At 29.5% G+C, this 24,021-nt stretch carries 21 protein-coding genes and 1 pseudogene; 16 read left to right on the forward strand and 6 right to left on the reverse strand.

The annotated features are described in order from the left end of the window. The first annotated feature begins 26 nt into the window (after nucleotides 1–26). On the forward strand, nucleotides 27–458 hold the full coding sequence (locus AEBR_RS02690; protein ID WP_129086947.1) for a CoA-binding protein: 432 nt from the start codon (nucleotides 27–29) through the stop codon (nucleotides 456–458). 65 nt (nucleotides 459–523) lie between these two features. Here the strand turns inward: AEBR_RS02690 and AEBR_RS02695 are convergent. From AEBR_RS02695 to hsrA, 3 genes and pseudogenes are all read right to left on the reverse strand, one after another. Then, nucleotides 524–1,960, reverse strand: a pseudogene (locus tag AEBR_RS02695) (methyl-accepting chemotaxis protein); the annotation flags it as partial. A 176-nt stretch (nucleotides 1,961–2,136) separates the two neighbouring features. Continuing rightward, nucleotides 2,137–3,441, reverse strand: coding sequence for a sensor histidine kinase (locus AEBR_RS02700; RefSeq protein WP_228711974.1), 1,305 nt, complete (start codon nucleotides 3,439–3,441; stop codon nucleotides 2,137–2,139). Nucleotides 3,442–3,449: 8 nt separating this feature from the next. Continuing rightward, entirely contained in the window at nucleotides 3,450–4,130 is a 681-nt protein-coding gene (gene hsrA / locus AEBR_RS02705) for a homeostatic response regulator transcription factor HsrA (RefSeq protein ID WP_128980027.1), read from the reverse strand. A gap of 330 nt (nucleotides 4,131–4,460) precedes the next feature. Here hsrA and AEBR_RS02710 point away from each other — a divergent pair, with 330 nt between their 5' ends. Together AEBR_RS02710 and fbaA are read left to right on the forward strand one after the other, a co-directional pair. Continuing rightward, nucleotides 4,461–5,282 carry a peptidylprolyl isomerase gene (locus AEBR_RS02710; RefSeq protein ID WP_172658840.1) on the forward strand — a complete coding sequence of 274 codons (822 nt, stop codon included), beginning with the start codon at nucleotides 4,461–4,463 and terminating at the stop codon, nucleotides 5,280–5,282. A 14-nt stretch (nucleotides 5,283–5,296) separates the two neighbouring features. Then, nucleotides 5,297–6,364: a class II fructose-bisphosphate aldolase gene (fbaA, locus tag AEBR_RS02715; RefSeq protein WP_129086950.1), complete on the forward strand. Its 1,068-nt coding sequence runs from the start codon at nucleotides 5,297–5,299 to the stop codon at nucleotides 6,362–6,364. A 15-nt stretch (nucleotides 6,365–6,379) separates the two neighbouring features. Here the strand turns inward: fbaA and AEBR_RS02720 are convergent, their stop codons facing one another. Together AEBR_RS02720 and AEBR_RS02725 are read right to left on the reverse strand one after the other, a co-directional pair. After that, on the reverse strand, nucleotides 6,380–6,766 hold the full coding sequence (locus AEBR_RS02720) for an ExbD/TolR family protein (RefSeq protein ID WP_129086951.1): 387 nt from the start codon (nucleotides 6,764–6,766) through the stop codon (nucleotides 6,380–6,382). After that, a complete protein-coding gene (locus AEBR_RS02725; protein ID WP_129086952.1) occupies nucleotides 6,763–7,239 on the reverse strand; it encodes a MotA/TolQ/ExbB proton channel family protein in 477 nt (158 codons plus the stop codon). Before AEBR_RS02725 ends, AEBR_RS02720 begins: the two co-directional genes overlap by 4 nt. Nucleotides 7,240–7,285: 46 nt before the next feature. Between AEBR_RS02725 and AEBR_RS02730 the strand changes: the two genes are divergently transcribed. The 10 genes from AEBR_RS02730 to AEBR_RS02775 all read left to right on the forward strand — a co-directional run bounded on the left by AEBR_RS02730 (nucleotide 7,286) and on the right by AEBR_RS02775 (nucleotide 19,558). Further along, entirely contained in the window at nucleotides 7,286–8,158 is an 873-nt protein-coding gene (locus tag AEBR_RS02730) for a 1-aminocyclopropane-1-carboxylate deaminase/D-cysteine desulfhydrase (protein ID WP_129086953.1), read from the forward strand. Nucleotides 8,159–8,218: 60 nt separating this feature from the next. After that, on the forward strand, nucleotides 8,219–11,131 hold the full coding sequence (locus AEBR_RS02735; protein WP_129086954.1) for an ABC transporter substrate-binding protein: 2,913 nt from the start codon (nucleotides 8,219–8,221) through the stop codon (nucleotides 11,129–11,131). A gap of 60 nt (nucleotides 11,132–11,191) precedes the next feature. Next, entirely contained in the window at nucleotides 11,192–11,704 is a 513-nt protein-coding gene (locus AEBR_RS02740) for a shikimate kinase (protein WP_228712166.1), read from the forward strand. Beyond that, nucleotides 11,704–12,996 carry a histidinol dehydrogenase gene (hisD, locus tag AEBR_RS02745; protein WP_129086955.1) on the forward strand — a complete coding sequence of 431 codons (1,293 nt, stop codon included), beginning with the start codon at nucleotides 11,704–11,706 and terminating at the stop codon, nucleotides 12,994–12,996. Before AEBR_RS02740 ends, hisD begins: the two co-directional genes overlap by 1 nt. Nucleotides 12,997–13,076: 80 nt before the next feature. After that, complete coding sequence (locus tag AEBR_RS02750) at nucleotides 13,077–13,373, forward strand: DUF2018 family protein (protein ID WP_228712167.1); 297 nt, start codon at nucleotides 13,077–13,079, stop codon at nucleotides 13,371–13,373. Between the two features lie 8 nt (nucleotides 13,374–13,381). Further along, the gene (locus AEBR_RS02755) at nucleotides 13,382–14,278 is read left to right on the forward strand and encodes a polyprenyl synthetase family protein (RefSeq protein ID WP_129086957.1); all 897 of its coding nucleotides are present in this window, start codon (nucleotides 13,382–13,384) and stop codon (nucleotides 14,276–14,278) included. A 28-nt stretch (nucleotides 14,279–14,306) separates the two neighbouring features. After that, nucleotides 14,307–15,602: a glutamyl-tRNA reductase gene (gene hemA / locus AEBR_RS02760; protein WP_129086958.1), complete on the forward strand. Its 1,296-nt coding sequence runs from the start codon at nucleotides 14,307–14,309 to the stop codon at nucleotides 15,600–15,602. A gap of 15 nt (nucleotides 15,603–15,617) precedes the next feature. Beyond that, nucleotides 15,618–17,324, forward strand: a complete 1,707-nt coding sequence (locus tag AEBR_RS02765; RefSeq protein ID WP_129086959.1) for a proline--tRNA ligase — start codon at nucleotides 15,618–15,620, stop codon at nucleotides 17,322–17,324. 58 nt (nucleotides 17,325–17,382) lie between these two features. Next, nucleotides 17,383–18,192, forward strand: a complete 810-nt coding sequence (locus AEBR_RS02770) for a mechanosensitive ion channel family protein (RefSeq protein WP_129086960.1) — start codon at nucleotides 17,383–17,385, stop codon at nucleotides 18,190–18,192. After that, nucleotides 18,167–19,558 carry a CCA tRNA nucleotidyltransferase gene (locus tag AEBR_RS02775; protein WP_129086961.1) on the forward strand — a complete coding sequence of 464 codons (1,392 nt, stop codon included), beginning with the start codon at nucleotides 18,167–18,169 and terminating at the stop codon, nucleotides 19,556–19,558. The genes AEBR_RS02770 and AEBR_RS02775 overlap by 26 nt, the downstream gene beginning before the upstream one ends. Here the strand turns inward: AEBR_RS02775 and AEBR_RS02780 are convergent. Further along, the gene (locus AEBR_RS02780; RefSeq protein WP_129086962.1) at nucleotides 19,548–20,780 is read right to left on the reverse strand and encodes an apolipoprotein N-acyltransferase; all 1,233 of its coding nucleotides are present in this window, start codon (nucleotides 20,778–20,780) and stop codon (nucleotides 19,548–19,550) included. The two genes, AEBR_RS02775 and AEBR_RS02780, sit on opposite strands and share 11 nt — an antisense overlap. 28 nt (nucleotides 20,781–20,808) lie before the next feature. Here AEBR_RS02780 and yajC point away from each other — a divergent pair, with 28 nt between their 5' ends. From yajC to secF, 3 genes are all read left to right on the forward strand, one after another. Further along, the gene (gene yajC / locus AEBR_RS02785; RefSeq protein ID WP_129086963.1) at nucleotides 20,809–21,081 is read left to right on the forward strand and encodes a preprotein translocase subunit YajC; all 273 of its coding nucleotides are present in this window, start codon (nucleotides 20,809–20,811) and stop codon (nucleotides 21,079–21,081) included. A gap of 107 nt (nucleotides 21,082–21,188) precedes the next feature. Continuing rightward, nucleotides 21,189–22,721 carry a protein translocase subunit SecD gene (secD, locus tag AEBR_RS02790; RefSeq protein ID WP_228711975.1) on the forward strand — a complete coding sequence of 511 codons (1,533 nt, stop codon included), beginning with the start codon at nucleotides 21,189–21,191 and terminating at the stop codon, nucleotides 22,719–22,721. Continuing rightward, the gene (gene secF / locus AEBR_RS02795) at nucleotides 22,721–23,689 is read left to right on the forward strand and encodes a protein translocase subunit SecF (RefSeq protein WP_128980064.1); all 969 of its coding nucleotides are present in this window, start codon (nucleotides 22,721–22,723) and stop codon (nucleotides 23,687–23,689) included. Before secD ends, secF begins: the two co-directional genes overlap by 1 nt. Nucleotides 23,690–24,021: the final 332 nt, after the last annotated feature.

Consider the following 24,021-nt stretch of genomic DNA (forward strand, 5'->3'; position numbering starts at 1 on the left):
AAGCATAAAAATAAAAAAGGATTATTATGGAGTGCGAATTTCCTTCTGTAAACAGTAACAAAGATGAGATAAAAGAGATTTTTGATAATACAAAAACAATTGCTATTATTGGACTATCTCCCGATGAAAGCAAAGCAAGTAATATGGTAGGAAAATATCTTAAAAATGCAGGATTTAAAATTGTTCCTGTTTATCCTAAAGAGGATCAAATCTTAGGAGAAAAAGTCTATAGAAGTTTAGATGAAATTCCTTTTAAAGTTGATATGGTGGATATTTTTAGAAAACCTGATGTTATAGGCTTAGTTGTTGATGCTGCAATAAAAAGAGGTGATGTGGATACAATCTGGACACAACTTGGATTAGTAAATAATGATGCAGCAAAAAAAGCAATTGAAGCAGGCATGAAAGTAGTACAAAATAAGTGTACTAAAATAGAACATAGAGAGATTTTTGTTTAATTTTAAAAAAAGTAGAGTTATTATCTCTACTTTTTTAATTAAGAGGCATGGACACTTTTTATAATTTTTGCATTTACAGCATCTTTCCCTTTAAAATTCTTTTCATTTGCATCTTTTAAAATAAGCTTCGCTATCTCATCTGTTTGCATTGCAATATCATGGGTTTGTGAAGCAATTGTTGCATTTTGTTGTGTTTGTTGATCAAGATTATTAATTGCATCATTTATTTGAACAATTCCTGATTGTTGCTCTTTTGAAGCATATTCTACATTTGATATTAATTCAATAGTTTTAGAAATATTTTCTGTTAAACCAATATAACCTTTAATCATTCTATCAGAGATAACTTTTCCATTATTTGCTTTTGATGTAGCATTTTCAACTAAGTTTTTAATCTCCTTTGCTGCTTCAGCAGATCTACTTGCAAGATTTCTAACCTCTTGTGCAACAACAGCAAATCCTCTTCCAGCCTCTCCTGCAGTTGCTGCTTCAACAGCTGCATTAAGTGAAAGAATATTTGTTTGAAATGCAATTTTGTCAATTACTGTAATTGCCTCATTTATTGCATTTACTTCATCATCAATATCATTCATAGCTTTTGTAGTTTGTTGTGCTAACTCTTTTCCTTCATTTGCTGAAGCTGTTACTTCGTTTGCAAATTCTGCCATTTTAATAATATTTTGCGTATTTGATGAAATATTACTTGTAATCTCTTCAAGTGCAGCAGCTGTCTCTTCTAATGATGCAGCAGCTTCATTAGAGTTTTGATTTAAAATATCTACATTTTGAAGCAGTACATTTGAACTATCATCTAAAGTTAGCCCGTTAGCTTTATTTTCAACAAGCATATCATTTACAACATTTGCAAGGTTATTTAAACCAATAGAGGTTTCACCTTCATCATCAGATATTCTATATGAAAAATCTAATGATTGGAAAGAGTTTAAAGCTTCTGATACTTTGTTTAGATCCCCTGCAACCTTTGTAGAAACTATATGAAACAGTTCATTTATTCCATTTTTTAGTTCTTCAATTGATTCATTAGTTGTTGTCTCTTTTATCTCTTGATTCAAAATTCCTGTTTTTGCAATATTTATAGATTTTTTTACTGAATCAATTACTTTTTTTGAATCGGTTATATCCTGAGCAAATTTTACAACTCTAATAACCTTCCCTTTATTATCTTTTACTGGTGTGTAAGATGCTTGTATCCATATTGAACTACCATCTTTTCTAAATCTTTCAAATTCATTAATTTGAGAGACTCCTTTTGCTAAATCTTCCCAAAATTTTGAATACTCCAGTGACTTAATATAATTTTTATCACAAAATAATCTATGGTGCTGCCCTACAATCTCTTTTAATGTATATCCTAAAGCATCTAAAAAATTTTTATTTGCATGTAATATTGTTCCATCAGGTTTAAAAGAGATTATTGCAAAGTTTTCTTCCATTGCAGATAATCTTCCTGCTTGTTCTTCATTTTTACCAAAACCAAACATCTAATACTCCTTTTTGTATTTTTTTATTAATAGAAGATTATCAGATGATAGTATTAGAATAATAATAAAATTTAGAATAATATGAAAAAAAACAGTACTTTTAGAAAATAACAAGAATATAATATAAAATGTTAGTTTTTATTTTATAAATACTAATTTAGAAGAGAGGATTTTGTTTAATCTTTTTTATGTCTAGGTTTGTTTGGTAAAGTAATAGTTGCCACACAACCTGATTTATCATCAGTTCTATTTTTAAGTGTGATTGTTGCTCCTATAGCATCTGCTGCATTTTTTGCCAAAAATAGTCCAAGTCCTGCACCACTCTCTTTACCCATTCTTTTAAACGGTGCAAAAAGGTCTATTGATTCATCAATCCCTTGACCATCGTCAGTAATAGTTATTGTAGTTGAATCTTTTGCTTTATTAAGTCTAATTGCAATTGATTTATCATCTGGTGTAAATTTTATTGCATTTTGAACAAAGTTTTGAATAATTTGATTAATTAGTGTTGGTTGAAGATATACTTCATGATGATTTACATTAGAGAAAAATGTTAAAATAATTTTCTTTTTAGCACTTAGCATTCTATAATCATTTGTTTTTCTTTGTAGATATTGTACTAAATCTATCTCTTCAGGTTTTTCAAACTGTGCACCTTCTGCTCTACCAATATCTAAAATAGAAGTGATCATTTTATTCATATCATTGATTTGTTCAATTGTTAACTTCATAGTCTCTTGATATTTTTCAGGATCTCTTGGTTTCATTAGTGTAACTTCATTTTTAAGTTTCATTACTGCAAGAGGAGTTTTAAGTTCGTGTGCTACTCCAATAAAAAGCTCTTTTTTAAATTTTATATTAGTCTCTATTCTTGTCATTAAAGAGTTAATAGAGTTTGCAAGTGGATGAAACTCAATTGGAAGATTATCTTTTTTTATTTGTGATAGATAGTTTTCATCCATATTTGATAATTTATTTGTAATTTGAATAATTGGTCTAAGAAGTGTTTTAGAAACTGTAAATGCATAAAATACAACCATTAGCAATCCACCAAGTGAAATTAGAAGTAGGTTGTTAAAAATTTTATTTAGCATATCAAGAGATGAATTTATATTTTTAACTATTTTAATATATTCATTTGTTGCTGGATTAAAAAGATATAAAATTTGCATATAATGGTCATCTTTAACTTTAAAAGTTGTATATGCTGATTGTGGAATATGCTCCAATTTTACAATATCAACATTAATACCACTGTGAGTAATTATATTAAAGCTTCTTGTATCAACATTTGTTGATTTACTGATTTTATATATTAATTGTGCATCTTTGTATAAAGAGTCTTGAATCTCATCAAAAATAGTTGATTTTGTATAGCCGTAAAAAATTGCAGATAAAATTAAAATAAGAAGTGAAGTAGCAAGTACAAGTTTCTGGTGAAACTGTTTGTAAATGCTCTTCACATGCATAATCTTAGTCATTTAAATGATTATGCTTCTTCGTTTGAATCAGGATAACAGAATCTGTATCCTCTTCTTCTGATAGTCTCAATTGTAGAAATATTTAATGGTTTATCCATTTTTTGTCTAATTTGGTTAATTGCAACTTCAATTACGTTTGGAGTTACTAATTCTGGTTCTTCCCAAATTGCATCTAATAATTGCTCTTTTGAAACAATTTGATCTCTATGTCTAGCAAGGTGAGTTAATACTTCAAAAGGTTTACCTTTTAATTCAATCTCTTCACCGTTAAATTCAATTTTTTCTTCGTCTGGATTAATTGAAAGTTGTTCAATCTCAATTACATTTGTTCCACCGAATCTTAATCTTGCTTCAATTCTTGCTAATAAAATATCGAAATCAAAAGGTTTTTTAATATAATCATCAGCTCCTGATTTTAATGCTTCAATTTCTGAATCTTTATCGTCTCTTGCTGAAAGAATAACAACCGCAGTTCTAGAGCTTCTATTTTTAACTATCTTACAAAGTTCTATACCATCACCATCTGGCAACATCCAGTCTGTTAATACTAAATCATAGTTTCTAATATCAATGAAATATTCAGCATCTTTGTAGTTTTCAGCTGCATCTACTTGGTAACCAAAGTCAGTTAATCCCTCTTGCAGTGTTCTATTCAGCGTGATTTCATCTTCGATAATTAATATTCTCATATAGATTTCCCTTATTATTCGTTAGCTTAAATTTAAGTTAAGTTTAAACTTTGACGGAATTATATCATAAATTTAGTAAAAATTAAAGGTCTTTTAAGCTAAATTTTAAAAATTTGCAAAATTATGTTGGAAATTGTAAAAAATGTTAGTAAAAATGCAAAAAAATAGTTAGAAAATAATAATAAAATTAACTTTTATATTAAAAGAAAAATTTATCTTCATTAAAAAAATCTTAAAATGGCTCCAACTTGATTACTTAATTTTACCTAGTTAACTTTTTATTAGTAAAAAAAAGATAGAATAAGCGCTATTAAAATTATAAGGAATATTATGATTAAGTTTAAAACAAAAAAAATTGTCACAAGTATAATAGCTACATTGGCTATTTCTGCTATCTCTTTAAATGCTGCAGATTATGGTTCAGTAAATGGTGAAGAGATAACTAAAGAAGATATTGCAATCGCACTTAGAAATCCAAATATAGATTTTGAAAAACTTCCAAAAAAATCAAAAAATCAAGTTTTAGATCAAATTGTTGAGAAAAAACTTTTAACAGAAAAAGCTATTAAAGCTGGTGTTTCTTCAGATGCTAAATATAAAGAGACTTTAGCAAAATTTGAAAAAGAGTTGGCTCTAGAGATTTGGATGCAAAATGAAGCAAAAAAAATCAAAGTTTCAGATAAAGAACTAAAAGATTTTTATGATAAAAACAAAGATAAATTCAATGTACCAGCTACACTTGAAGCAAGACACATTTTAATAAAAGATGAAAAAGAAGCTAAAGATATTATTAAAACTTTAGATAAAGCAAAAGACAAAAAAGAAGAGTTTATTAAATTAGCAAAAGAGAAATCTGTTGGTCCTAGTGGTCCAAAAGGTGGATATTTAGGAAAATTCTCAGAGAATCAAATGGTTGCTGAATTCTCTAAAGCTGCAAGTGCATTAAAAGTTGGAACTTATACAAAAGTACCTGTAAAAACTCAATTTGGATACCATGTAATCTATTTAGAGGGAAAAGAAGCTCCAAAAACTTTGACTTTTGATGAAGTAAAAGGGAAAATCAATCAAGTAATTTTTCAAGAAAAATTTCAAGATGAGATTAGAGCTCAGGCAGAAGAGTTAAAAACAAAAGCAAAAATCATAATTAAATAGTTCAGGAGAAACATATGGGTGTGTTAGATATCGTTGAAGCTGGTGTTTTAAGTGGTAGTGAAGCAAAAAAAGTTTTTGCTTATGCAAAAGAGAATAATTTTGCAATACCTGCAGTTAATGTTGTTGGAAGTGATTCTGTAAATGCTGTATTAGAAGTTGCAGCTAAAGTTAAATCTCCTATCATTATTCAGTTTTCAAATGGTGGAGCACAGTTTTTTGCTGGAAAAGGTCTTAAGAGTGAAGATGCAGCAGTATTAGGTGGAATAAGTGGTGCTCAACATATTCATATTTTAGCTAAAGCATATGGAATTCCTGTAATTTTACATACAGACCATGCAGCTAGAAAATTATTACCTTGGATAGATGGACTTTTAGAAGCTGGAAAAACACATTTTGAAAAAACAGGAAGACCTCTATTTACTTCTCATATGTTAGATTTATCAGAAGATTCATTGGAAGAGAATGTTTCAACTTGTGTTGAATACTTTAAAAAAATGAGTGAAATTGATATGCTAATAGAGATTGAACTTGGAATTACAGGTGGAGAAGAGGATGGTGTTGATAACTCTGATGTTGATAATGCACTTTTATACACTCAACCAGAAGAGGTTTGTTATGCTTATGAAAAACTAAGTGAAGTTGGACCAAACTTTACAATAGCAGCTTCATTTGGTAATGTGCATGGGGTTTATAAACCAGGAAATGTAGTTTTAAGTCCAGTTATTTTAGATAACTCACAAAAATATATTCAAGAAAAATTAAATCTTACTTCAAAACCAGTTGACTTTGTATTCCACGGTGGTTCAGGTTCAGCTCTTCATGAAATTAGAGATGCAATCACTTATGGGGTTGTTAAAATGAATATTGATACAGATACACAATGGGCATTTTGGGATGGAGTTAGAGGTTTTGTAGCTAAGAACTATGATTATCTACAAGGACAAATTGGAAACCCTGAGGGTGAAGATAAACCTAATAAATCTTATTATGATCCAAGAAAATGGATAAGAGCAGGACAAGAGAGCATGATAGCTAGACTTGAAGTAGCTTATTCTGATTTGTGTTCAATTGGTAAGAACTAGTCTTTTGACTAGTCCTTACTCTTTTTCTTCCGTAACTAAAGCTAAATTATTTAAATCATACTTTTGAAGCAAATCTAAAACCTTTGTAACTCTATCATATTTTGTATCTTTGTCAATTCTAATAATTACTGGTTTTTTCTTATTTTTGATTACTTTTAAACTCTCTTCTAATGATTCAAAATTTACACTAATACCTCTAATTGCAAGTTTGTCTTGGTTTAATTCAATAAAGATTTGATCATTATCTATTTGGGCTGCTTTTGCACTAGATTGGGGAAGATTTAGCATCAAAGCCAACTCCTCTTTTTTGAAAACAGAAGTTACAATAAAAAATATCAAAAGTATAAAAACAACATCAATTACTGGTGTTAAATCTATACCAATAGGTTCTCTTCTTTTCATTTTTCAAGTAACTCTTTTTTTGCTTTTAATTCAATTGTATCAATTGTTGAAATAAAATAGTTATAGGCAAATAGATGGGGAATTGCAACAATTAAACCAGCAATAGTTGTAATAAGAGCAACAGAGATTCCACCTGAAAAAATTGTTGGGTCTCCTAAACCTTTTTGTGTAATCTCTTCAAAAGCTTTAAATACTCCATAAACTGTACCTAAAAGACCAAGTAAAGGTGCAACAGAAGCGATATTTTTTATATAAGTAAGCCCAGATTCTAATTTTTTAATCTCATACTCTATTTGTATCTCTAAAGTACTTCTATTTGTTAAATCAAGTTTTGATTTTATATTTTTAATCATTGCATTTTTTCTTGGAATTGTTAAAAATTTCCAAAGAATAATTGTAAACCCTATTACATTTAAAAAAATCAAAATATAGACGATGATTCCGCCTTTATCTATATATTCTACTAAATTCATATATCCTCTTATAATATTTTTCTCGTATTTTAGTATAATAAAGTTAATGAATTATAAAAACTCACCAATAGAAAAAGTCAAATTAAGAGACAAAGAGATATATATTAAAAGAGATGACCTCCTTGATGAAAATTTTTCTGGCAATAAAGCTAGAAAGTTTTACTACTTTTTACAAAAAGATATTAGTGGTATAAAAAAGATTGTTGGTTATGGTTCCCCTCAAGCAAACTCACTATACTCATTATCTGTATTAGCAAAACTAAAAGAAGTTAAACTTGATTTTTATGTAAATCATATTGCAAGTTTTTTAAAAGAAAATCCCCAGGGAAATTACAAAGCAGCCTTAGAAAATGGTGCAAATATAATTGAAAAAAATGATTGTGACATTTTTGAATTTATACAAAATAATCTAAAAGAAGAGGAACTTTTTATAGAAGAGGGTGGAAGAGTAAAAGAGGCTGAGTATGGTATAAAAATTCTTGCACAAGAGATTAAAAATTGGGCAAAAGATAATAAAATTGAGAATTTAAAAATAGCTCTTCCAAGCGGTACAGGTACAACGGCACTATTTTTACAAAAAAATCTTCCTTTTGAGGTTATTACTGTTGCTTGCGTGGGGGGAAGCAGTTATCTTAAAAAACAGTTTTTTCATTTGGAAAAAGATGAAAAGTTTCATCCAAAAATAATAGAAATGCCTAAAAAATACCATTTTGGAAAACTTTATAAAGAGTTTTATGAGATTTGGAAAGAGCTTAAAACAAGTACCAATATTGAGTTTGATTTACTCTATGATCCTTTGGGTTTTTTAGCTTTAACTTCAAGTGATTATTTTGAAAATAAAAAGATACTTTATATCCATCAAGGTGGAATTTTAGGCAATAGTACTATGCTTGAAAGATACAAAAGAAAATTTGACTGACCTATAAATTTTAATGAAGTTTTTGATACTATAAGAAAAAATTCATAGGGGAATTTCAACTTGATAAAAAAACTTTTACTCTTTTTTTTGTGTGTACAATCCCTTATCTCTTCCGAAACAAATCTTGAAAAAATCTCTGTTCAATTAAATTGGAAATATCAATTTGAATATGCAGGATTTATTGCTGCAAAAGAGGAAGGCTTTTACAAAGAAGTAGGACTTGATGTTGAAATAAAAGAGTTTAAAGATGGTATTGATATTGTTAAAGATTTAATGTCAGGACAGAGTACCTTTTCTATTTATGATTTTTCTTTACTTAACTTGGAAAAAGGGAAAGATTCTTTAAAACTTATTGCCAACTATTTTAAACGTTCAGCTTTAGTTCTTGTTACAAAGCAAGATATTGTTACTCCTTTTGATTTAAAAGGCAAAAGAATAATGGCTGAAAAAAATGAGATGGAAGTTTCAACTTTAAATACACTTTTTAAAAAATTTAATATCAAAAATAATGAATATAATTTTATACAACATAGCTACTCTGCAAAAGAGTTTATTGAGGGTAATATAGATGCCATGAGTGCATATTTATCAAATGAACTCTATTATATTAGGAAATCAAATATTCCATATAATATTATTGATCCTCAAACCTATGGAATTTATGGTTCTGGAGTTAATGTTTTTACAACTTTAGAGACAACTAAACAAAGACCAGACTTAGTAAAAAAATTTGTTGAAGCTACAAATAGAGGTTGGGAATATGCCCTTAAACATAAAGATGAAATAGTTGATGTTATATATAACAAATACTCAAAAAGAAAAGAGAAAGCAGCACTTAGCTTTGAGGCAAAACAGATTGATAAACTTATTATGCCAACTATTTATAAGATTGGTGAAGTTAATAAACAACTATTAAAAAGAAATTTAAATGAGCTAATTAGTGATGGTTTGATTAAAAATAATGATGTAAATATAGATGATATAGTTTTTGATTTTGGACAGAATAAAGATTCTGTTTTATCTTTGTCTTCAAAGCAAAAAGAGTATATAGCTAATAAAAGAGTTATTAATATGTGTATCGATCCAAATTGGATGCCTTATGAAAAAATACAGAACGGTAAACATATAGGAATGACTTCAGAGTTTATGTCAATAATATCAGAAAAAATTGGTATCCCAATAAAACTTATTCCTACAAAAACTTGGAAAGAGTCAATGGAGTTTGCAAAACAGAGAAAATGTGATATCTTCTCTCTTGCTTTAGCTACTCCAAGCAGATTAAAATATATGAATTTTACAACTCCTTATGTCTCTTTTCCTTTAGTTATAGCAACTAATACAAATGAGCTTTTTATTTCTGAACCAAGTAAAATTATAAAAAAAGAGAATGTAGGTATAGTTGAAGGGTATGCAATAAATGAACTTTTAAGAAGTGCTTATCCAGAGAATAAAATAGTTGATGTAGAAAATATTGAAGAGGGATTAAAAAAAGTTGCAAAAGGGGAACTTTTTGGTTTTGTAGGTGCTTTGCCTACAGTTGCATATAATCTCCAACATAGGTATATTGGAGAACTAAAAATCAGTGGAAAGTTTGATTATAATTCTGATTTAAGTATTGGTGTTAGAAATGATGATTCAACTCTTTTTGAAATTTTACAAAAAGCAGTGGCATCAATAGATGAGAAGACAAAACAAGAGATAATCAATAACTATATCTCTATAAAAGTTGAATCAGGATTTGATTATGAACTCTTTTATCAAATGGGATTACTGCTTTTAATAATAGGTATTTTTTTATTTTATAGACATCTACAAGTTACAAAACATAATAAAGTACTAAAAAAACAGCAGAAAAAACTTAATAAATCTAATACTGAGTTAATTGAAACAAAAAAGAAATTAGAGAATTCAATAAAAGATTTTGAAGTAATGATTAACTCTGTTCATGAAGCAATATTTATTTTTGAAGATGATATCTGTATTGACTCTAATGAAGTAGCTCATAAAATGTTTGGTTATGATTCAAAAAAAGATATTATTGGTAAACATATAAGAACCTTTGTTCCTATTGAAACCTATAAAGTTATTGCAAAAAATAGAACAAGCAATTATTATAAAAGTTATGAAGCTAAAGGTATAAAAAGAGATGGCACAATTATTGATGTTATAGCCAAAGGAACAAATGCAATTATCAACTCAAAGAGTGTAAGAATCTCTGTTGTTGTGGATATTTCAGAGACAAAACAGAAAGAACAGCTTCTTTTCCAACAGTCAAAAATGGCAGCAATGGGGCAGATGCTTGAAAATATTGCACACCAATGGAGACAACCACTTAGTTTAATTAGTTCCTTAGCTACGGGGATTGAGCTAAAAAGAGATTTAGGAATATCAACTTTAGAAGATGAATTAAAAGATTTAAGTAGAATAAATGAGACTTCACAGCACTTATCTGAAACCATAGAAGATTTTAGAAATTTTTTCAAAACAGATAAAAAGAAGATTGATTTTTCAATTTTAAAAGCAGTTGAAAAAAATATAAGTCTAATAGAGGGTATGTTAAAAACAAACTCTATTGAGCTTGTTTTTTTAAACAAAGAGGATATAACAATCAACAGCTATGAAAATGAGTTTACACAAGCACTAATAAATATTTTTTATAATGCAAAAGATGCTTTAGAAAAAGTTGAAGATGAGAAATATATCTTTATTGATATTAAAAAGAGTGAGAGAAATATAACTGTAAGTATCAAAGATAATGCTGGTGGAATAGATGAAAAGATACTTAAAAGTATTTTTGAGCCATATTTTACAACAAAACATAAAAAACAAGGTACTGGAATAGGTTTATATATGACGCAGATGATTATTGAAAAACATATGGAAGGTTCAATAGAAGCAAGAACTACATATTTTAATTACAATGATAAAAGCTATAAAGGTGCAGAGTTTATAATGAGGCTGCCTTTACAATAAAAATTAATATTTTACTTAACTTTAGGTATAATCTGCGCATTTGATATAAGGTAATTTTAATTGGATAAAAAAAACAATATAATTTTAATTGGCTTTATGGGTGTTGGGAAAGGCACAATAGCAAGAGCCTTAGTAAAAGCATCAAATTATTTTGCAATAGATACTGATGATTTAATAGAGAGTGTTGAAAACAAAAAGATTAAAAAGATTTTTAGTGAAGAGGGTGAACCTTACTTTAGAAACTTAGAAAAAAAGTGCGCACTTTGGCTTGAAAAAAATGTAGATAATACAATCATCTCAACTGGTGGTGGTTTTTTTAGACAAGAAAATATCCATAATATTGGGAAAATAATTTACCTGGAATCTAGCTTTGATGGTATTTTAAAAAGAATAAATAATTCAGAGAATGCACAAGCAAAACTTAAAAAAAGACCACTTCTTACAAATTTAGAAGAGGCAAAAAATATCTATAGCCAAAGGGTTAAAGATTATGAAAAAGTTGCAGATATTATAGTAAATGTAGAGAATAGAACAATAGAAGAGATAACAAAAGAGATATTAGGAAAGATGTAATGAAGATTATAAAGACAACAAATTCAAATTTTAAAACAGAATTTGAAAATATTTTATCAAGAGCAAAAACAGATATCAAAGAGGTTTCCGCAATAGTTACAGGAATTATTGATGAGATTATTGAAAATGGAAATGAAGCTCTAAAATCTCATATAGCAAAGTTTGATAAATGGGAAGTAAAGAGTGATTCTGAGCTTATGATTTCACAAGATGAAATGAAAAAAGCTTATGAAAAGTTAGATGAAAACTTAAAAAAAGCTCTTCATACAGCTTATGATAGAATCAAAACATATCACGAAAAACAACTTCCTAAATCTTGGTTAGATTTTGAAAAAAATGGAACAATTTTAGGTCAAAAAGTAACTCCTGTTGATAGAGCAGGGCTTTATATTCCTGGAGGCAAAGCTGCATATCCAAGTTCACTTTTAATGAATGCAATTCCAGCACTTGTTGCAGGAGTTGAAGAGATAGTTGTTTGTACTCCAACACCAAATAATGAAGTAAATGAGTTACTTCTTGCAGCATGTCACATCTGTAAAGTAAGTAAAGCTTTCAAAGTTGGAGGTGCAAGTGCAATTGCAGCTATGGCTTATGGAACACAAACAATTCCAAAAGTTGATGTAATAACAGGACCTGGAAATATTTTTGTTGCAACTGCAAAAAAACTTGTATTTGGTGAAGTAAATATTGATATGATTGCTGGGCCTTCAGAAATTGGAGTTTTAAGTGATAGTAGCGCTAATCCTAAATATTTGGCAATTGATTTACTCTCACAGGCAGAGCACGATGAGATGGCAAGCTCTATTATGATTACAATTGATGAAGAGATTGCAAATAAAACTTCACAAGAGGTAGAGAACTATTTAAAAACTCTAAGTAGAGAAAAAATTGCAAGAAAATCTATAGAAGATAGGGGAGCAATAATTGTAGCTTCTAATATGCAAGAGGCAATTGATTTAATGAATGAAATTGCTCCTGAGCACCTTGAGGTTATGACAGCAAATCCTTTTGAAATTTTGCCAAAAGTTAAACATGCTGGTGCAATATTTTTAGGAGAGAATACTCCTGAGCCAATAGGAGATTATATAGCAGGACCAAATCATACACTTCCAACAGGAAGTACAGCTAAATTTTATAGTCCTTTAAATGTAGAAAATTTTATGAAAAAAAGTTCTATTATAAACTTCTCAAAAGCTGCTATAAATGAGCTTGGTGAAGCTTGTGCCATATTAGCTGATACAGAAGGTTTAACAGCTCATGCAAAATCTGTAAGAGTTAGATTAGAAAGCTAAGAACAACTCGTTGTTCTCTTTAATGAAGTTATAAAATAAAAGGTCCCTTTAAAATGGGACCTTTTAAAGGAGTAAATAGTATGTCAAAAGATTGGTTTTTAGAGGATGAAGATGATATTTTTATTGGATCTGCAAAATCTAAATATTTTGATATAGCAAGAAGTGCAAATAAAGAGATTGTTGAAGATGAATTTGACAAACTCTTGGAGAAACTTGCAGTAATGGAGCTACTTTTATCAAAAGAGATGGATGAAGAGTTTGATATAAATAGAGTAATCAAAGAGTATGTTATTAGAAATTTAGATGAAGTAGAGCAGATGAAAAAAGGACTATATGTTGAATTAACAGGAGATATAGTCACTAGATTAGATTCATAAGGTTTATTGTGGAAGAGTTAGAAAAAGTTAAAGAGCAGATAAAGAAGTTTGTAGTTGAGTGTAATGATAAAAAGAGTTTAGAGTTACTTGATTTACTTGCAACAGGGAAGATGTTAAGAAGTAAACTTATCCTAAAAATTACGGGAGTTAATGAAGAGTCAATAAAACTTTGCGCAGTTATTGAGATGATTCATGCCTCTTCACTTCTACATGATGATGTAATAGATGAAGCAGATACAAGAAGAGGAAAAGCCTCTATTAATGCTTTGTTTGATAATAAAACAGCAATTATGTTTGGAGATGTACTTTACTCAAAGGCCTTTACTGAACTTAGTCAAATGGATAAAGAGATAGCTTACACAGTTGCAAATGCAGTTACTCTTTTAAGTATTGGAGAGATGTTAGATGTGGATTTAACACAAAGTTTCAATACCTCTTATGAAAAATACCTTGATATGATTTATAAAAAAACAGCTTCACTTATAGAGGCTTCAGCAAAAGCAGCTGCAATTTTGTCTAAAAAAGAGAAAAGCAAATATGCACTTTATGGAAAAAACTTAGGTCTTGCTTTTCAAATGATAGATGATATTTTGGATATTACTCAAGATAGTGAAACTTTAGGAAAACCTGCTATGTTAGATTTTGTTGAAGGTAAAGTTACTATTCCATATCTTCTACTTCATGAAAGAGTTGAAGATAAAACAAAACTTGAATCTTTATACAAAAAGAGTTTAAGTTTAGAAGAGTCAAATTGGATAAAAGAACAGATGATTCAAACAAAAGCTTTAGAAGATTCAATAAAACTAGCAAAAGAGCTAGGACTTGAAGCAATTGATGCAGTAAAAGATGAAAACAATGAGTCTTTAGTTCAAATTATGTATGCAATGATAAATAGAGAATTTTAAAATATAGATATGCAAAGAGAGTTTAATTATGAGTTATTTAAGTATTAGTTTCTCACACAAAAATACAGATATTCAAACAAGAGAGAAACTGGCATTTCCAAATGAAGAGAATAAAGATAGATTTTTAAAACAGTTAGTAAGTGATGAAAATGTAAAAGAGGCAATCCTTCTCTCAACCTGTAATAGAGTTGAGATAATTACCTCTGTAAATAGTACGGATAAAGCCTCAAAAGCTATTATAAAAAAATTAAGTGACTACTCAAAAATAGATTTTGACAATCTATATGATAGAGCAGATATTTATGAAAATGATGGGGCAATTCACCATCTTTTTTCAGTTGCTTCTGCTCTTGATTCTTTGGTTATTGGTGAAACACAAATTGTTGGACAGTTAAAAGATGCCTTTAGATTCTCTTTGGCAAAAGATTACTGTGACCAAAACCTTCCAAGAGCTTTGCACTACTCATTTAAGTGTGCAGCAGCAGTTAGAAATGCTACAAGTTTAGGAACAGGTTCAGTATCAGTTGCAAGTACAGCTGTTGCAAAAGCAAAAGAGATTATTGGAAATACTTCTGGGGTAAAAGCACTTGTTATTGGCGCAGGAGAGATGAGTGAACTTACAATAAAACACCTTCTCTCTTCAGGTTTTGATGTTGTGTTAACAAGTAGGGATATTAAAAAAGCACAAATGCTTGCAGATACTTACGAACAATATGTGGCAGTTGAAGAGTATAGTAAATTAGAAGAGTTATTAAATGAATTCCCAGTTATGATAACAGCAACTTCAGCTCCATATCCAATTATTACCCAAGAGATGACAAAAGATTGTAGTTTTGAGAGATATTGGTTTGATATTGCTGTTCCAAGAGATATAGATGATATTGAATCACCAAATCTTATGATCTATTCTGTAGATGATTTACAAGATATTGTAAATAGTAATATGAGTTTAAGAGCAGAGCAGGCGAAAACTGCATACTCAATAGTAAATAAAATGTCTTTAGAGTTTTTTGAGTGGTTAAAATCACTAGAGATTGAACCAGTTGTTAAACATATGTATTTAAAAGCTGATGAGATTATAGAAAAAAAGATAAAAACTGCTTTGAAAAAGAGATTTATTAGAAAAGATGATGAGGAAAATATTAGAAAACTTTGCCAAACAGTAATTGCAGAGTATTTACATCAACCTCAAAATCAAATAAAAACTATCTCTAAAGAGAATAAGTGTGATATTGTAGTTGGCACAGTACAATCAATTTTTGGATTAAAATCTGATGTAAATATGTCAAGTAGTCATGACTGTGATAAATTTAAAATAAATTAATAGGATTAAATAAAAATGAAATTTTCTCAAATGTTTATACCAACAACAAAAGAGACACCAAGTGATGCAACACTTCCTTCGCATCAATTTTTAATAAGAGCTGGTTTTATACTTCAAACTGGTGCTGGTATTTATGATTATATGCCTTTAGGAAAAATTGTATTAGATAAAATTAGAGCAGTTGTAAAAGAGGAGATGGACAAAAGCGGTGCAAATGAAGTGCAATTTGGTTTTGTAACTCCTTTATCATTTTGGGAAGAGTCAGGTAGAGCAACTGCCATGGGAGCTGAACTTTTAAAATTCAAAGATAGAAAAGGTATGGGATTTGTTTTAAGCCCAACAAATGAAGAGGCTGTTGTAAATATGGTAAAAAACAGAATCACTTCATATAAAGATTTACCAATTAATCTTTATCAAATCTATACAAAATTTAGAGATGAAGCAAGACCTAGATTTGGACTTATGAGAGGTAGAGAATTTTTAATGAAAGATGCCTACTCTTTCCATGCTAGCCATGAAGATTTAGTAAGAGAGTTCAATCTTATGGAGCAAACATATAAAAATGTTTACAATAGATTAGGACTTGATTATAGAGTAGTTTCAGCAGATAGTGGAGCTATTGGTGGAAGTGGTTCAAAAGAGTTTATGGTTTTAGCTAACTCAGGGGAAGATACTCTTGTAATTTGCCCAAGTTGTGAATATGGAGCAAATATTGAAGCAGCAGTTAGAAAACCAAACAAAAAAGAGCCATTGGAAACAGTATCTTTAGAAAAAGTAAAAACACCAAATTGTAAAACAATAGCAGAAGTTAGTGATTTTTTAAAAGCAGATGCTTTTTATTCAATGAAAGCAGTTATGAAAAAAGCTGTTTATGAAAACTCATCTGAAGTTGTTCTGTTTTTTGTAAGAGGAGTAGATGAGCTAGAGGAGACAAAAGCTTGTAATGCAGTCGCTGCTTTAAGTTTGGAAGATGCAAGTGAAGAAGAGGTAAAAGCAGCAGGCTTAGTTCCAGGATATTGTGGAATTATTGATTTACCTGAAAATATCAAAGTATTTGTTGATAATGAGTTAAAAGAGGATAATAATCTAGTTTGTGGAGCAAATGAAGAAAACTATCACTATAAAGGTGTAGATTTAACTTCACTACAAAATCTAAATTTTGCAGATCTTATTGCAGTTCAAGAGGGAGATACTTGCTCTTGTTGTGGTGGAAAATTGGAGTATAAAAAAGGGATTGAAGCTGGACATATTTTCCAACTTGGAACTAAATACTCACAAGCAATGGATGCAAAATTCTTAGATTCAAATGGAAAAGCACAACCTTTTGTTATGGGATGTTATGGAATTGGAGTTAGTAGATTAGTTGCAGCTGTAATTGAACAAAACCATGATGAAAAAGGTTGTATTTGGACAAAAGAGACAGCTCCATTTTTGGTTGATATAATAGTTTCAAATGCAAAAAATGAAGATGAGTTAGCAGAGGGAATGAAAATATATAACTCTTTAAAAGCTTCAGGAGTTGAGGTTTTGATTGATGATAGAATTCAACAAAGATTTGGTTTCAAAATGAGTGATTTTGAGCTTATAGGTTTCCCTTATGCAGTTGTAGTTGGTAAAAAACTTCAAGATGGTTTAGTTGAAGTAGTTGATAGAAAAACTTTGGAAAAAACTGAAATAAAAGTTGATGAGGTTACAAACTATCTACTAGAAAAACTTAAATAATATTGAAGCTTATTTGTAACTATATATGGTATAATTGCCAAAAAAATTAGGAGATAAAATGGGAAGTGTTGAGACTGTTTCGGATATGATAGGACTTTATGCTTTAAATGTTGCAATTGCAATTGTAATCTTTATTATAGGAAAATGGTTAGCAAAAAAAATTGCTGATATCACGCAAAAACTTATGCTTAAAAATGATAAGTTTGATAAAACATTGGCAAATTTTTTAGATGACATTATCTACTATGTTTTAATGGTTATTGTTATCTTAACAGCACTAAAACAACTAGGTGTTGATACAACTTCATTTTTTGCAATTTTAGGTGCAGCTGGTCTTGCAATTGGTTTAGCTCTAAAAGACTCTTTAGGAAATTTTGCAGCTGGTGTTATGATTATTCTATTTAGACCATTTAAAGTTGGAGATGTTATCAATGCAGCTGGAGTTACAGGAACTGTTGAAGAGGTATCAATTTTCAATACAATTATGATTACTCCTGATAATCAAAAGATGATTATTCCAAATGGTTCAATTACAAGTGGATCAATAACAAATATTAATGCAAAACCTCAAAGAAGAGTTGATTTGCTTATTGGAATCTCTTATGATGATGATATTAAAAAAGCAAAAGAGATTTTAACTTCTATTGTTGAAGCAGATGAAAGAGTATTAAAAGAGAAAGATATAACAGTAGCTGTATCAGAATTGGCTGACTCTTCTGTAAACTTTGTTGTTAGAGCTTGGGTTAATACTCCTGATTATTGGGCTTTTAAATTTGATTTAACTGAAAATATAAAACTTACATTAGATAAAGAGGGGATAACTATCCCTTATCCTCAACGGGATGTTCATCACTACAACAAAGATTAATATCCCTAAAATTTTAGAGGATATCTTATATGAATTAAAGAGTATTGGTGTTTTGCCAATACTCGTTGGTGGTTGTGTTAGAGACCACATTTTAAATATTCCATCAAAAGATTATGATATTGAACTATATAATATTGACTCTTTAGAGCAAATTGAAGACTCTTTAAAAAAGTTTGGACAGCTCAAAGAGGTTGGCAAATCTTTTGGTGTTCTTCTATTAACAACAAAAGAGTATAGCTTTGATTTTGCCTTAGCAAGAGTCGAAAAAAAAGTTGGAGAGGGGCATAGAGCTTTTGAAGTTATAACCTCTTCAAAACTCTCTTTTATGGAAGCCTCTTTAAGAAGAGATTTTACTATAAACGCAATAGGATATAACTACTTTACAAAAGAGTTTTTAGATCCATACAATGGATTAGAAGATTTAAAAAACGGTATTTTAAAACATATAAAAGATGAAACTTTTATAGAGGATGCACTTAGAGTCTATAGAGCTGTTCAGTTTGTTGGAAGATTTAATCTAACCCTTCATAGTTCAACTTCTAAACTTTGCAAAAAGATGGTTTTAACTAAAGAGTTTGAATCTTTGCCAAAAGAGAGAGTTTTTGAAGAGCTTAAAAAACTATTTTTAAAATCACAAAAACCTTCACTTGGATTAGAGCTTTTAAAAGAGTTAGGTATTTTGAAATATTATAGTGAATTAGAGGCATTGGTTAATTGTGTTCAAGATAAAGAGTTTCATCCCGAAGGTGACGTTTGGGTTCATACTCTACTTAGTATTGATGAGATGGCAAAATTAAAAACTGGAGATGAGTATAAAGACCTTTATCTATTTTTTGCAGTTTTATGCCATGATTTAGGAAAACCCTTTTGCACTAAAGAGATAGATGGAAGAATAACCTCTCATAAGCATGAGACTTTGGGTGTTGAACCAACAATATCTTTTCTACAAAAACTAACAAGAGAGAAAAAATTTATAGAAAAAGTAGTTCCTTTAGTAAAAAATCACTTGGCACCTTTTCAACTTTTTAAAGCTGACTCCTCTTTAAAAGCTGTAAAAAGGTTATCTCTTAAATGTAGTATTGAAGATCTTTGTATAGTTTGTCTTGCAGATTGCAAAGGCAGAAAAATAAAAAATAAAGATAAATGTGATGAGGCTGTAAAATGGCTTTTGGAACATGCAAGGCTAATGAATATTTCCCATGAAGGTGTAAAACCTTTGGTTCAAGGAAGAGATTTAATAAAACTTGGATTTAAACCAAATAAAAAGTTTAAAGAGATTTTGGATTACGCTTTAAACTTACAAATTGAAGATGAACTAGAAAAAGATAAGATATTAGAAGAGATAAAAAAGAGCTTTAAGGTCTAATTATCCCGTTTTCACTCCCATTTACTGAGTGTAAGATTGTAATATCATATCTTTTTGCATAATATTTTAAAAGCAAATTTTGTAGAGTTGGCTCAATAGAAGGGGTAAACCAAGCATTATTTGAAGTTGCTATCATATATTTAATTCCATCTAAATTTTTAAAAAGTGTTTCGCTTGTAGCTTCATAACAAATAGCATTTCTAAATTTGATTCCATTAATCTCAAAATCAGTTGGAGTTTTTGCTTCTTTATAATCTTGAGCTCCATTATAGAAAGTATTATTTATAAAGTCAACCATAAATTTTGGTAAAGGAATCTTCTCTCCAAAAGGAACCAGAACAACTTTTTTGGCAATTTTTGCTTTCATTTTATTAAAATAATAGGTGGTGTTGTAGTAGTTATTATCTTCATAATATAAAGCTCCAACAACTATGTTAATATGTTTTGATAACTCAAAAAGTCTAGTTAAAACAAATTCATCTTTGTTTAAAACAATGGGAAAAGCAGTCTCTGGAAGAATAATCAAATCTTTTTTCTCTTTTATTGCCTCTTCTATTAATCTAAAATTTTCATCAATAACATTTGAAAGATTATCTTTTGCCCATTTTCTATCTTGATTAACATTTATTTGTGGCATTGAGATTTTTAGTTTAGGATTATCTATATACTCTCCACTATTTGTATAGATATAAAGAAGAGGAAGCAAAGCAAAAACTTTCCATTTGGTTTTAAAATTTATAAAAAGAAAAAGAGAGATTAAAACAATTGCAAAAGAGGGTTTGTCTGCTTTAAAATAGCTATTTATAAAGACTAAATCTGGAACAAACCAGTTAAAACCAAAGGGGTGAATATATGAAAAAATAAAAAGAATAGCAGCTTTATAAAAGGTAAATTCAACAATTGAGATAAGAAAGAATAAAAAACCATAAACAAGAGCAAAAGCAAAGGGAACAATAGGTTTTAAGTAAGCTAAATCATAATAAACAAATGAGTTTCCAACCCAATAAAACCAAAAGAGTCCAATAAAAAAACCAGTAAAAAAAAGTGTCTGTTTTTTTGATATTAAAACAAAATATATTCCAAGTAATCCAAGTATGGTATTAAAAAGTTTTGATTCAAGATTAAAATGAGCTAGATATATAAAGGCACTAAAAAATAAAGCTATCATCAAGCCTTTTATTATATAAGTTTTGTTAAAATTGTCGCGTTTTACTAAAAACATAGAATAATCTCTTTTAAAAGGAAATCTAATGCAAGGTTCAAGTGCAGATTTAATAAGCTCATTATTACCTCTAGTGGCGTTATTCGCAATTTTTTATTTTTTAATCATAAGACCGCAACAAAAACAAGCTAAACAGCATAAGCAAATGATTGCAGAATTAAAAAAAAGTGACAAAATTGTAACAAATGGTGGCTTAATGGTAGAAATTACTAAAGTCGAAGATGAATTTTTATTAGTTAAAAACCATGATGGAAGCGAGATGAAGCTTGCAAAAGAGTTTGTCGCTAAACTATTAGACTAAATGAAATTTTAAAACATGTATCCTTACATGTTTTAACTTTCTATGTTTTATACACTCACACCTAAGGACTAAGATTGAAAATCTTTAATTATAGACTAATTATTTTTATGCTGAGTATTATTTTTGGAGTTGCATTCTCTATCCCCTCTTTTTTACAAACTGATTCTGGTAAAAAAATCTCTTTGGGACTTGATTTGCAAGGTGGATTACATATGCTTCTTGGAGTAAAAACTGAAGAAGCCGTAACATCAAAAGTAAAATCAGTTGCTACCTCTATAAAATATTTTGCAGAGGATGAAGAGATTTTAATAGATGAATTATCTATTAAAGATGGAAGTGTTCAATTTACTGTTTTAGATAAAGATGAACTGCCAAAAGTTGACACAATGCTTGAGAACATAAAAGGACTTAAAGTAACAAAAGAGAACTTAAACTATAACGTTACTTTAACAGAAGCAGAAAAAGTTACAACAAAAGATTTAGCTGTTGCACAAGCTGTTGAAACTATTAGAAATAGACTTGACCAGTTTGGTTTAGCTGAGCCTACTGTTATTAGACAAGGTGAAACTGATATTGTTGTTGAACTTCCAGGTATCAAAACAGCTGAAGATGAAAAAGCAGCAAGGGAACTTATCTCAAAGCCAGCAAATCTTGAGCTAATGGCTGTTGATGAAGAGAGAGCTGATCAAGTTTATGCTTTAACAACTTATCAAGCAGCACAATATGGAGATATTATTTTAGAGGATAGTAGAAATCCAAAAATTAAATATCTAGTAAAAGAGATTCCTATCTTAAATGGAAGTCAAGTAATAGATGCAAAAGTTGCTTTTGATCAATCTCACCAACCAATTATTAATTTTACACTTAATTCAAGTGGTTCAAGAATTTTTGGTGATTTTACAGGTAAAAATGTGGGGAAAAGATTGGCAATTGTTCTTGATGGAAAAGTCTATTCTGCTCCAAATATCAGAGAAAGAATTGGTGGAGGAAGTGGTCAGATTTCTGGTGGTTTCTCAACTATAGAAGCTGGAAATGTTGCTATTGCTTTAAGATCTGGTGCTCTTCCTGCTTCAGTTGAACTACTTGAAAAAAGAAGTGTTGGACCAAGTTTGGGTGCAGATTCAATTAATGCTTCAATGATGGCTCTTATTTCAGGTTTTGCTGCTGTATTTATCTTTATGATCGTTTATTATAGAAATGCAGGGGTTATCGCAAATGTTGCTTTAGTATCAAACATCTTTATTATTATCTCTATTATGGCTATGTTTGGTGCGACTTTGACACTTCCAGGGATGGCTGGTATTGTATTAACAGTTGGTATGGCTGTTGATGCCAATGTAATTATCAGTGAGAGAATAAGAGAACTTTTAAGAAGTGGCATGTCTATACCAAAAGCTGTAGAGGATGGATACTCAAATGCAATGAGCGCAATTCTTGATGCAAATATTACAACTTTATTAGCAGCTGTGATTTTATATGCTTATGGTACTGGGCCAGTTAAAGGATTTGCTGTAACTATCTCTATTGGTATCTTAGCTTCAATGTTAACTGCAATTTTAGGAACTCATGGTATTTATGAAGCATTAATGCCAAAAATTGCCAAAGATAAAAACTTAAGAAAATGGTTTGGGATTAAATAATGGAAATTTTTAACAACGAAAAAGTATATGATTTTATGGGAAAAAGAATCCCATTTCTTGGTTTGTCAGCTATTTTACTTATTGCTTCAATCTTTTTTCTTACAACAAAAGGATTAAATTTTGGTATTGACTTTGCAGGTGGTACTATTGTACAAGTTAAGTATGACCAAAAAGCTCCAATTGATAAAATTAGAGATGTTTTAAACGATACTGAATACAAAGGTTCATCAATAACTGAGTTTGGTTCACCTCAAGAAGTAGTAATAAGAATAACAGGTTCTTCATCAAATCTTAAAAATGATATTGGTGACCAAATGCACAAAATTTTGGATTCAACAGGAAACTTTGAAGTAAGAAGAGTTGATATGGTTGGACCAAAAGTTGGTGGAGAACTTAGAGAAAAAGGGATTATGGCTCTAGGTCTTTCACTTTTTGTAATTTTGATTTATGTATCTTTTAGATTTGAGTGGAGATTTGCAGTTGCTTCTATTTTAGCTTTAGCCCACGATATTACAATAGCAATGGGAGCTATCTCTCTTTTTAGTGTGGAAGTAAACTTAGATATTCTAGCAGCAATTCTAACTCTTCTTGGATACTCACTAAACGATACAATTATTGTATTTGACAGGGTTAGAGAGGGAATTCAAAGTTCAAAAGAGACTGAACTTAGTAGTGTAGTAAATGAATCAGTAAGTAGAACACTATCTAGAACAACACTTACTTCATTAACAACTTTCTTTGTGGTTGTAACACTATTTGCTTTTGGTGGAGAAATTATCCATGGTTTTGCCTTTACACTTGTTGTAGGTATTATTGTAGGTACTTACTCATCTATCTTTATCGCTGCATCATTTTTGGTACAGTTAAAATTCTCTGTTACAAACTTTAGAGCTAAAGAGGCTGATAAGTTAAAAAGACAAAAAGAGAAAGAGAAAATGAGAGCTATGTATGAGAAGGGAACAGTTTAATAAAGATTTTTCTTTATTCACCTTTTGGAATAAATCGTCGTCAGATGCGATGATTTATTTCGCTCATTTACTTCAGTAAAATCACTTATAAATCATCTTTCTTTCTTGATTTATCCTCAAAATTTAAATAAATAAAAACCTTTATATAGAAATATTTTTGTGACATTTATTTATGGAAAGAACTTCTTCTTCTAAAAGCTGAAGCTTTTAAATTCTCTTGCTCTCTCTTGCAAAGAATAGCGCTTTAATACTTTTTTATAGAAAAAAGTATTGCAAAAAACCACCAACGGCTTCACTGTTTGCTAAAGCAAATACCCTCAAAAATATAAAAA

Origin of the sequence: Halarcobacter ebronensis, from assembly GCF_013201825.1 — a bacterium.
Lineage (GTDB): Bacteria > Campylobacterota > Campylobacteria > Campylobacterales > Arcobacteraceae > Halarcobacter > Halarcobacter ebronensis.

Bases quoted from the DNA above. Each gene is read 5' to 3' on its own strand.
- AEBR_RS02690 (WP_129086947.1), top strand. From the start codon at position 27: ATGGAGTGCGAATTTCCTTCTGTAAACAGTAACAAAGATGAGATAAAA.
- AEBR_RS02700 (WP_228711974.1), bottom strand. From the start codon at position 3,441: ATGACTAAGATTATGCATGTGAAGAGCATTTACAAACAGTTTCACCAG.
- hsrA (WP_128980027.1), bottom strand. From the start codon at position 4,130: ATGAGAATATTAATTATCGAAGATGAAATCACGCTGAATAGAACACTG.
- AEBR_RS02710 (WP_172658840.1), top strand. From the start codon at position 4,461: ATGATTAAGTTTAAAACAAAAAAAATTGTCACAAGTATAATAGCTACA.
- fbaA (WP_129086950.1), top strand. From the start codon at position 5,297: ATGGGTGTGTTAGATATCGTTGAAGCTGGTGTTTTAAGTGGTAGTGAA.
- AEBR_RS02720 (WP_129086951.1), bottom strand. From the start codon at position 6,766: ATGAAAAGAAGAGAACCTATTGGTATAGATTTAACACCAGTAATTGAT.
- AEBR_RS02725 (WP_129086952.1), bottom strand. From the start codon at position 7,239: ATGAATTTAGTAGAATATATAGATAAAGGCGGAATCATCGTCTATATT.
- AEBR_RS02730 (WP_129086953.1), top strand. From the start codon at position 7,286: ATGAATTATAAAAACTCACCAATAGAAAAAGTCAAATTAAGAGACAAA.
- hisD (WP_129086955.1), top strand. From the start codon at position 11,704: ATGAAGATTATAAAGACAACAAATTCAAATTTTAAAACAGAATTTGAA.
- AEBR_RS02750 (WP_228712167.1), top strand. From the start codon at position 13,077: ATGTCAAAAGATTGGTTTTTAGAGGATGAAGATGATATTTTTATTGGA.
- hemA (WP_129086958.1), top strand. From the start codon at position 14,307: ATGAGTTATTTAAGTATTAGTTTCTCACACAAAAATACAGATATTCAA.
- AEBR_RS02765 (WP_129086959.1), top strand. From the start codon at position 15,618: ATGAAATTTTCTCAAATGTTTATACCAACAACAAAAGAGACACCAAGT.
- AEBR_RS02770 (WP_129086960.1), top strand. From the start codon at position 17,383: ATGGGAAGTGTTGAGACTGTTTCGGATATGATAGGACTTTATGCTTTA.
- AEBR_RS02775 (WP_129086961.1), top strand. From the start codon at position 18,167: ATGTTCATCACTACAACAAAGATTAATATCCCTAAAATTTTAGAGGAT.
- AEBR_RS02780 (WP_129086962.1), bottom strand. From the start codon at position 20,780: ATGTTTTTAGTAAAACGCGACAATTTTAACAAAACTTATATAATAAAA.
- yajC (WP_129086963.1), top strand. From the start codon at position 20,809: ATGCAAGGTTCAAGTGCAGATTTAATAAGCTCATTATTACCTCTAGTG.
- secD (WP_228711975.1), top strand. From the start codon at position 21,189: ATGCTGAGTATTATTTTTGGAGTTGCATTCTCTATCCCCTCTTTTTTA.
- secF (WP_128980064.1), top strand. From the start codon at position 22,721: ATGGAAATTTTTAACAACGAAAAAGTATATGATTTTATGGGAAAAAGA.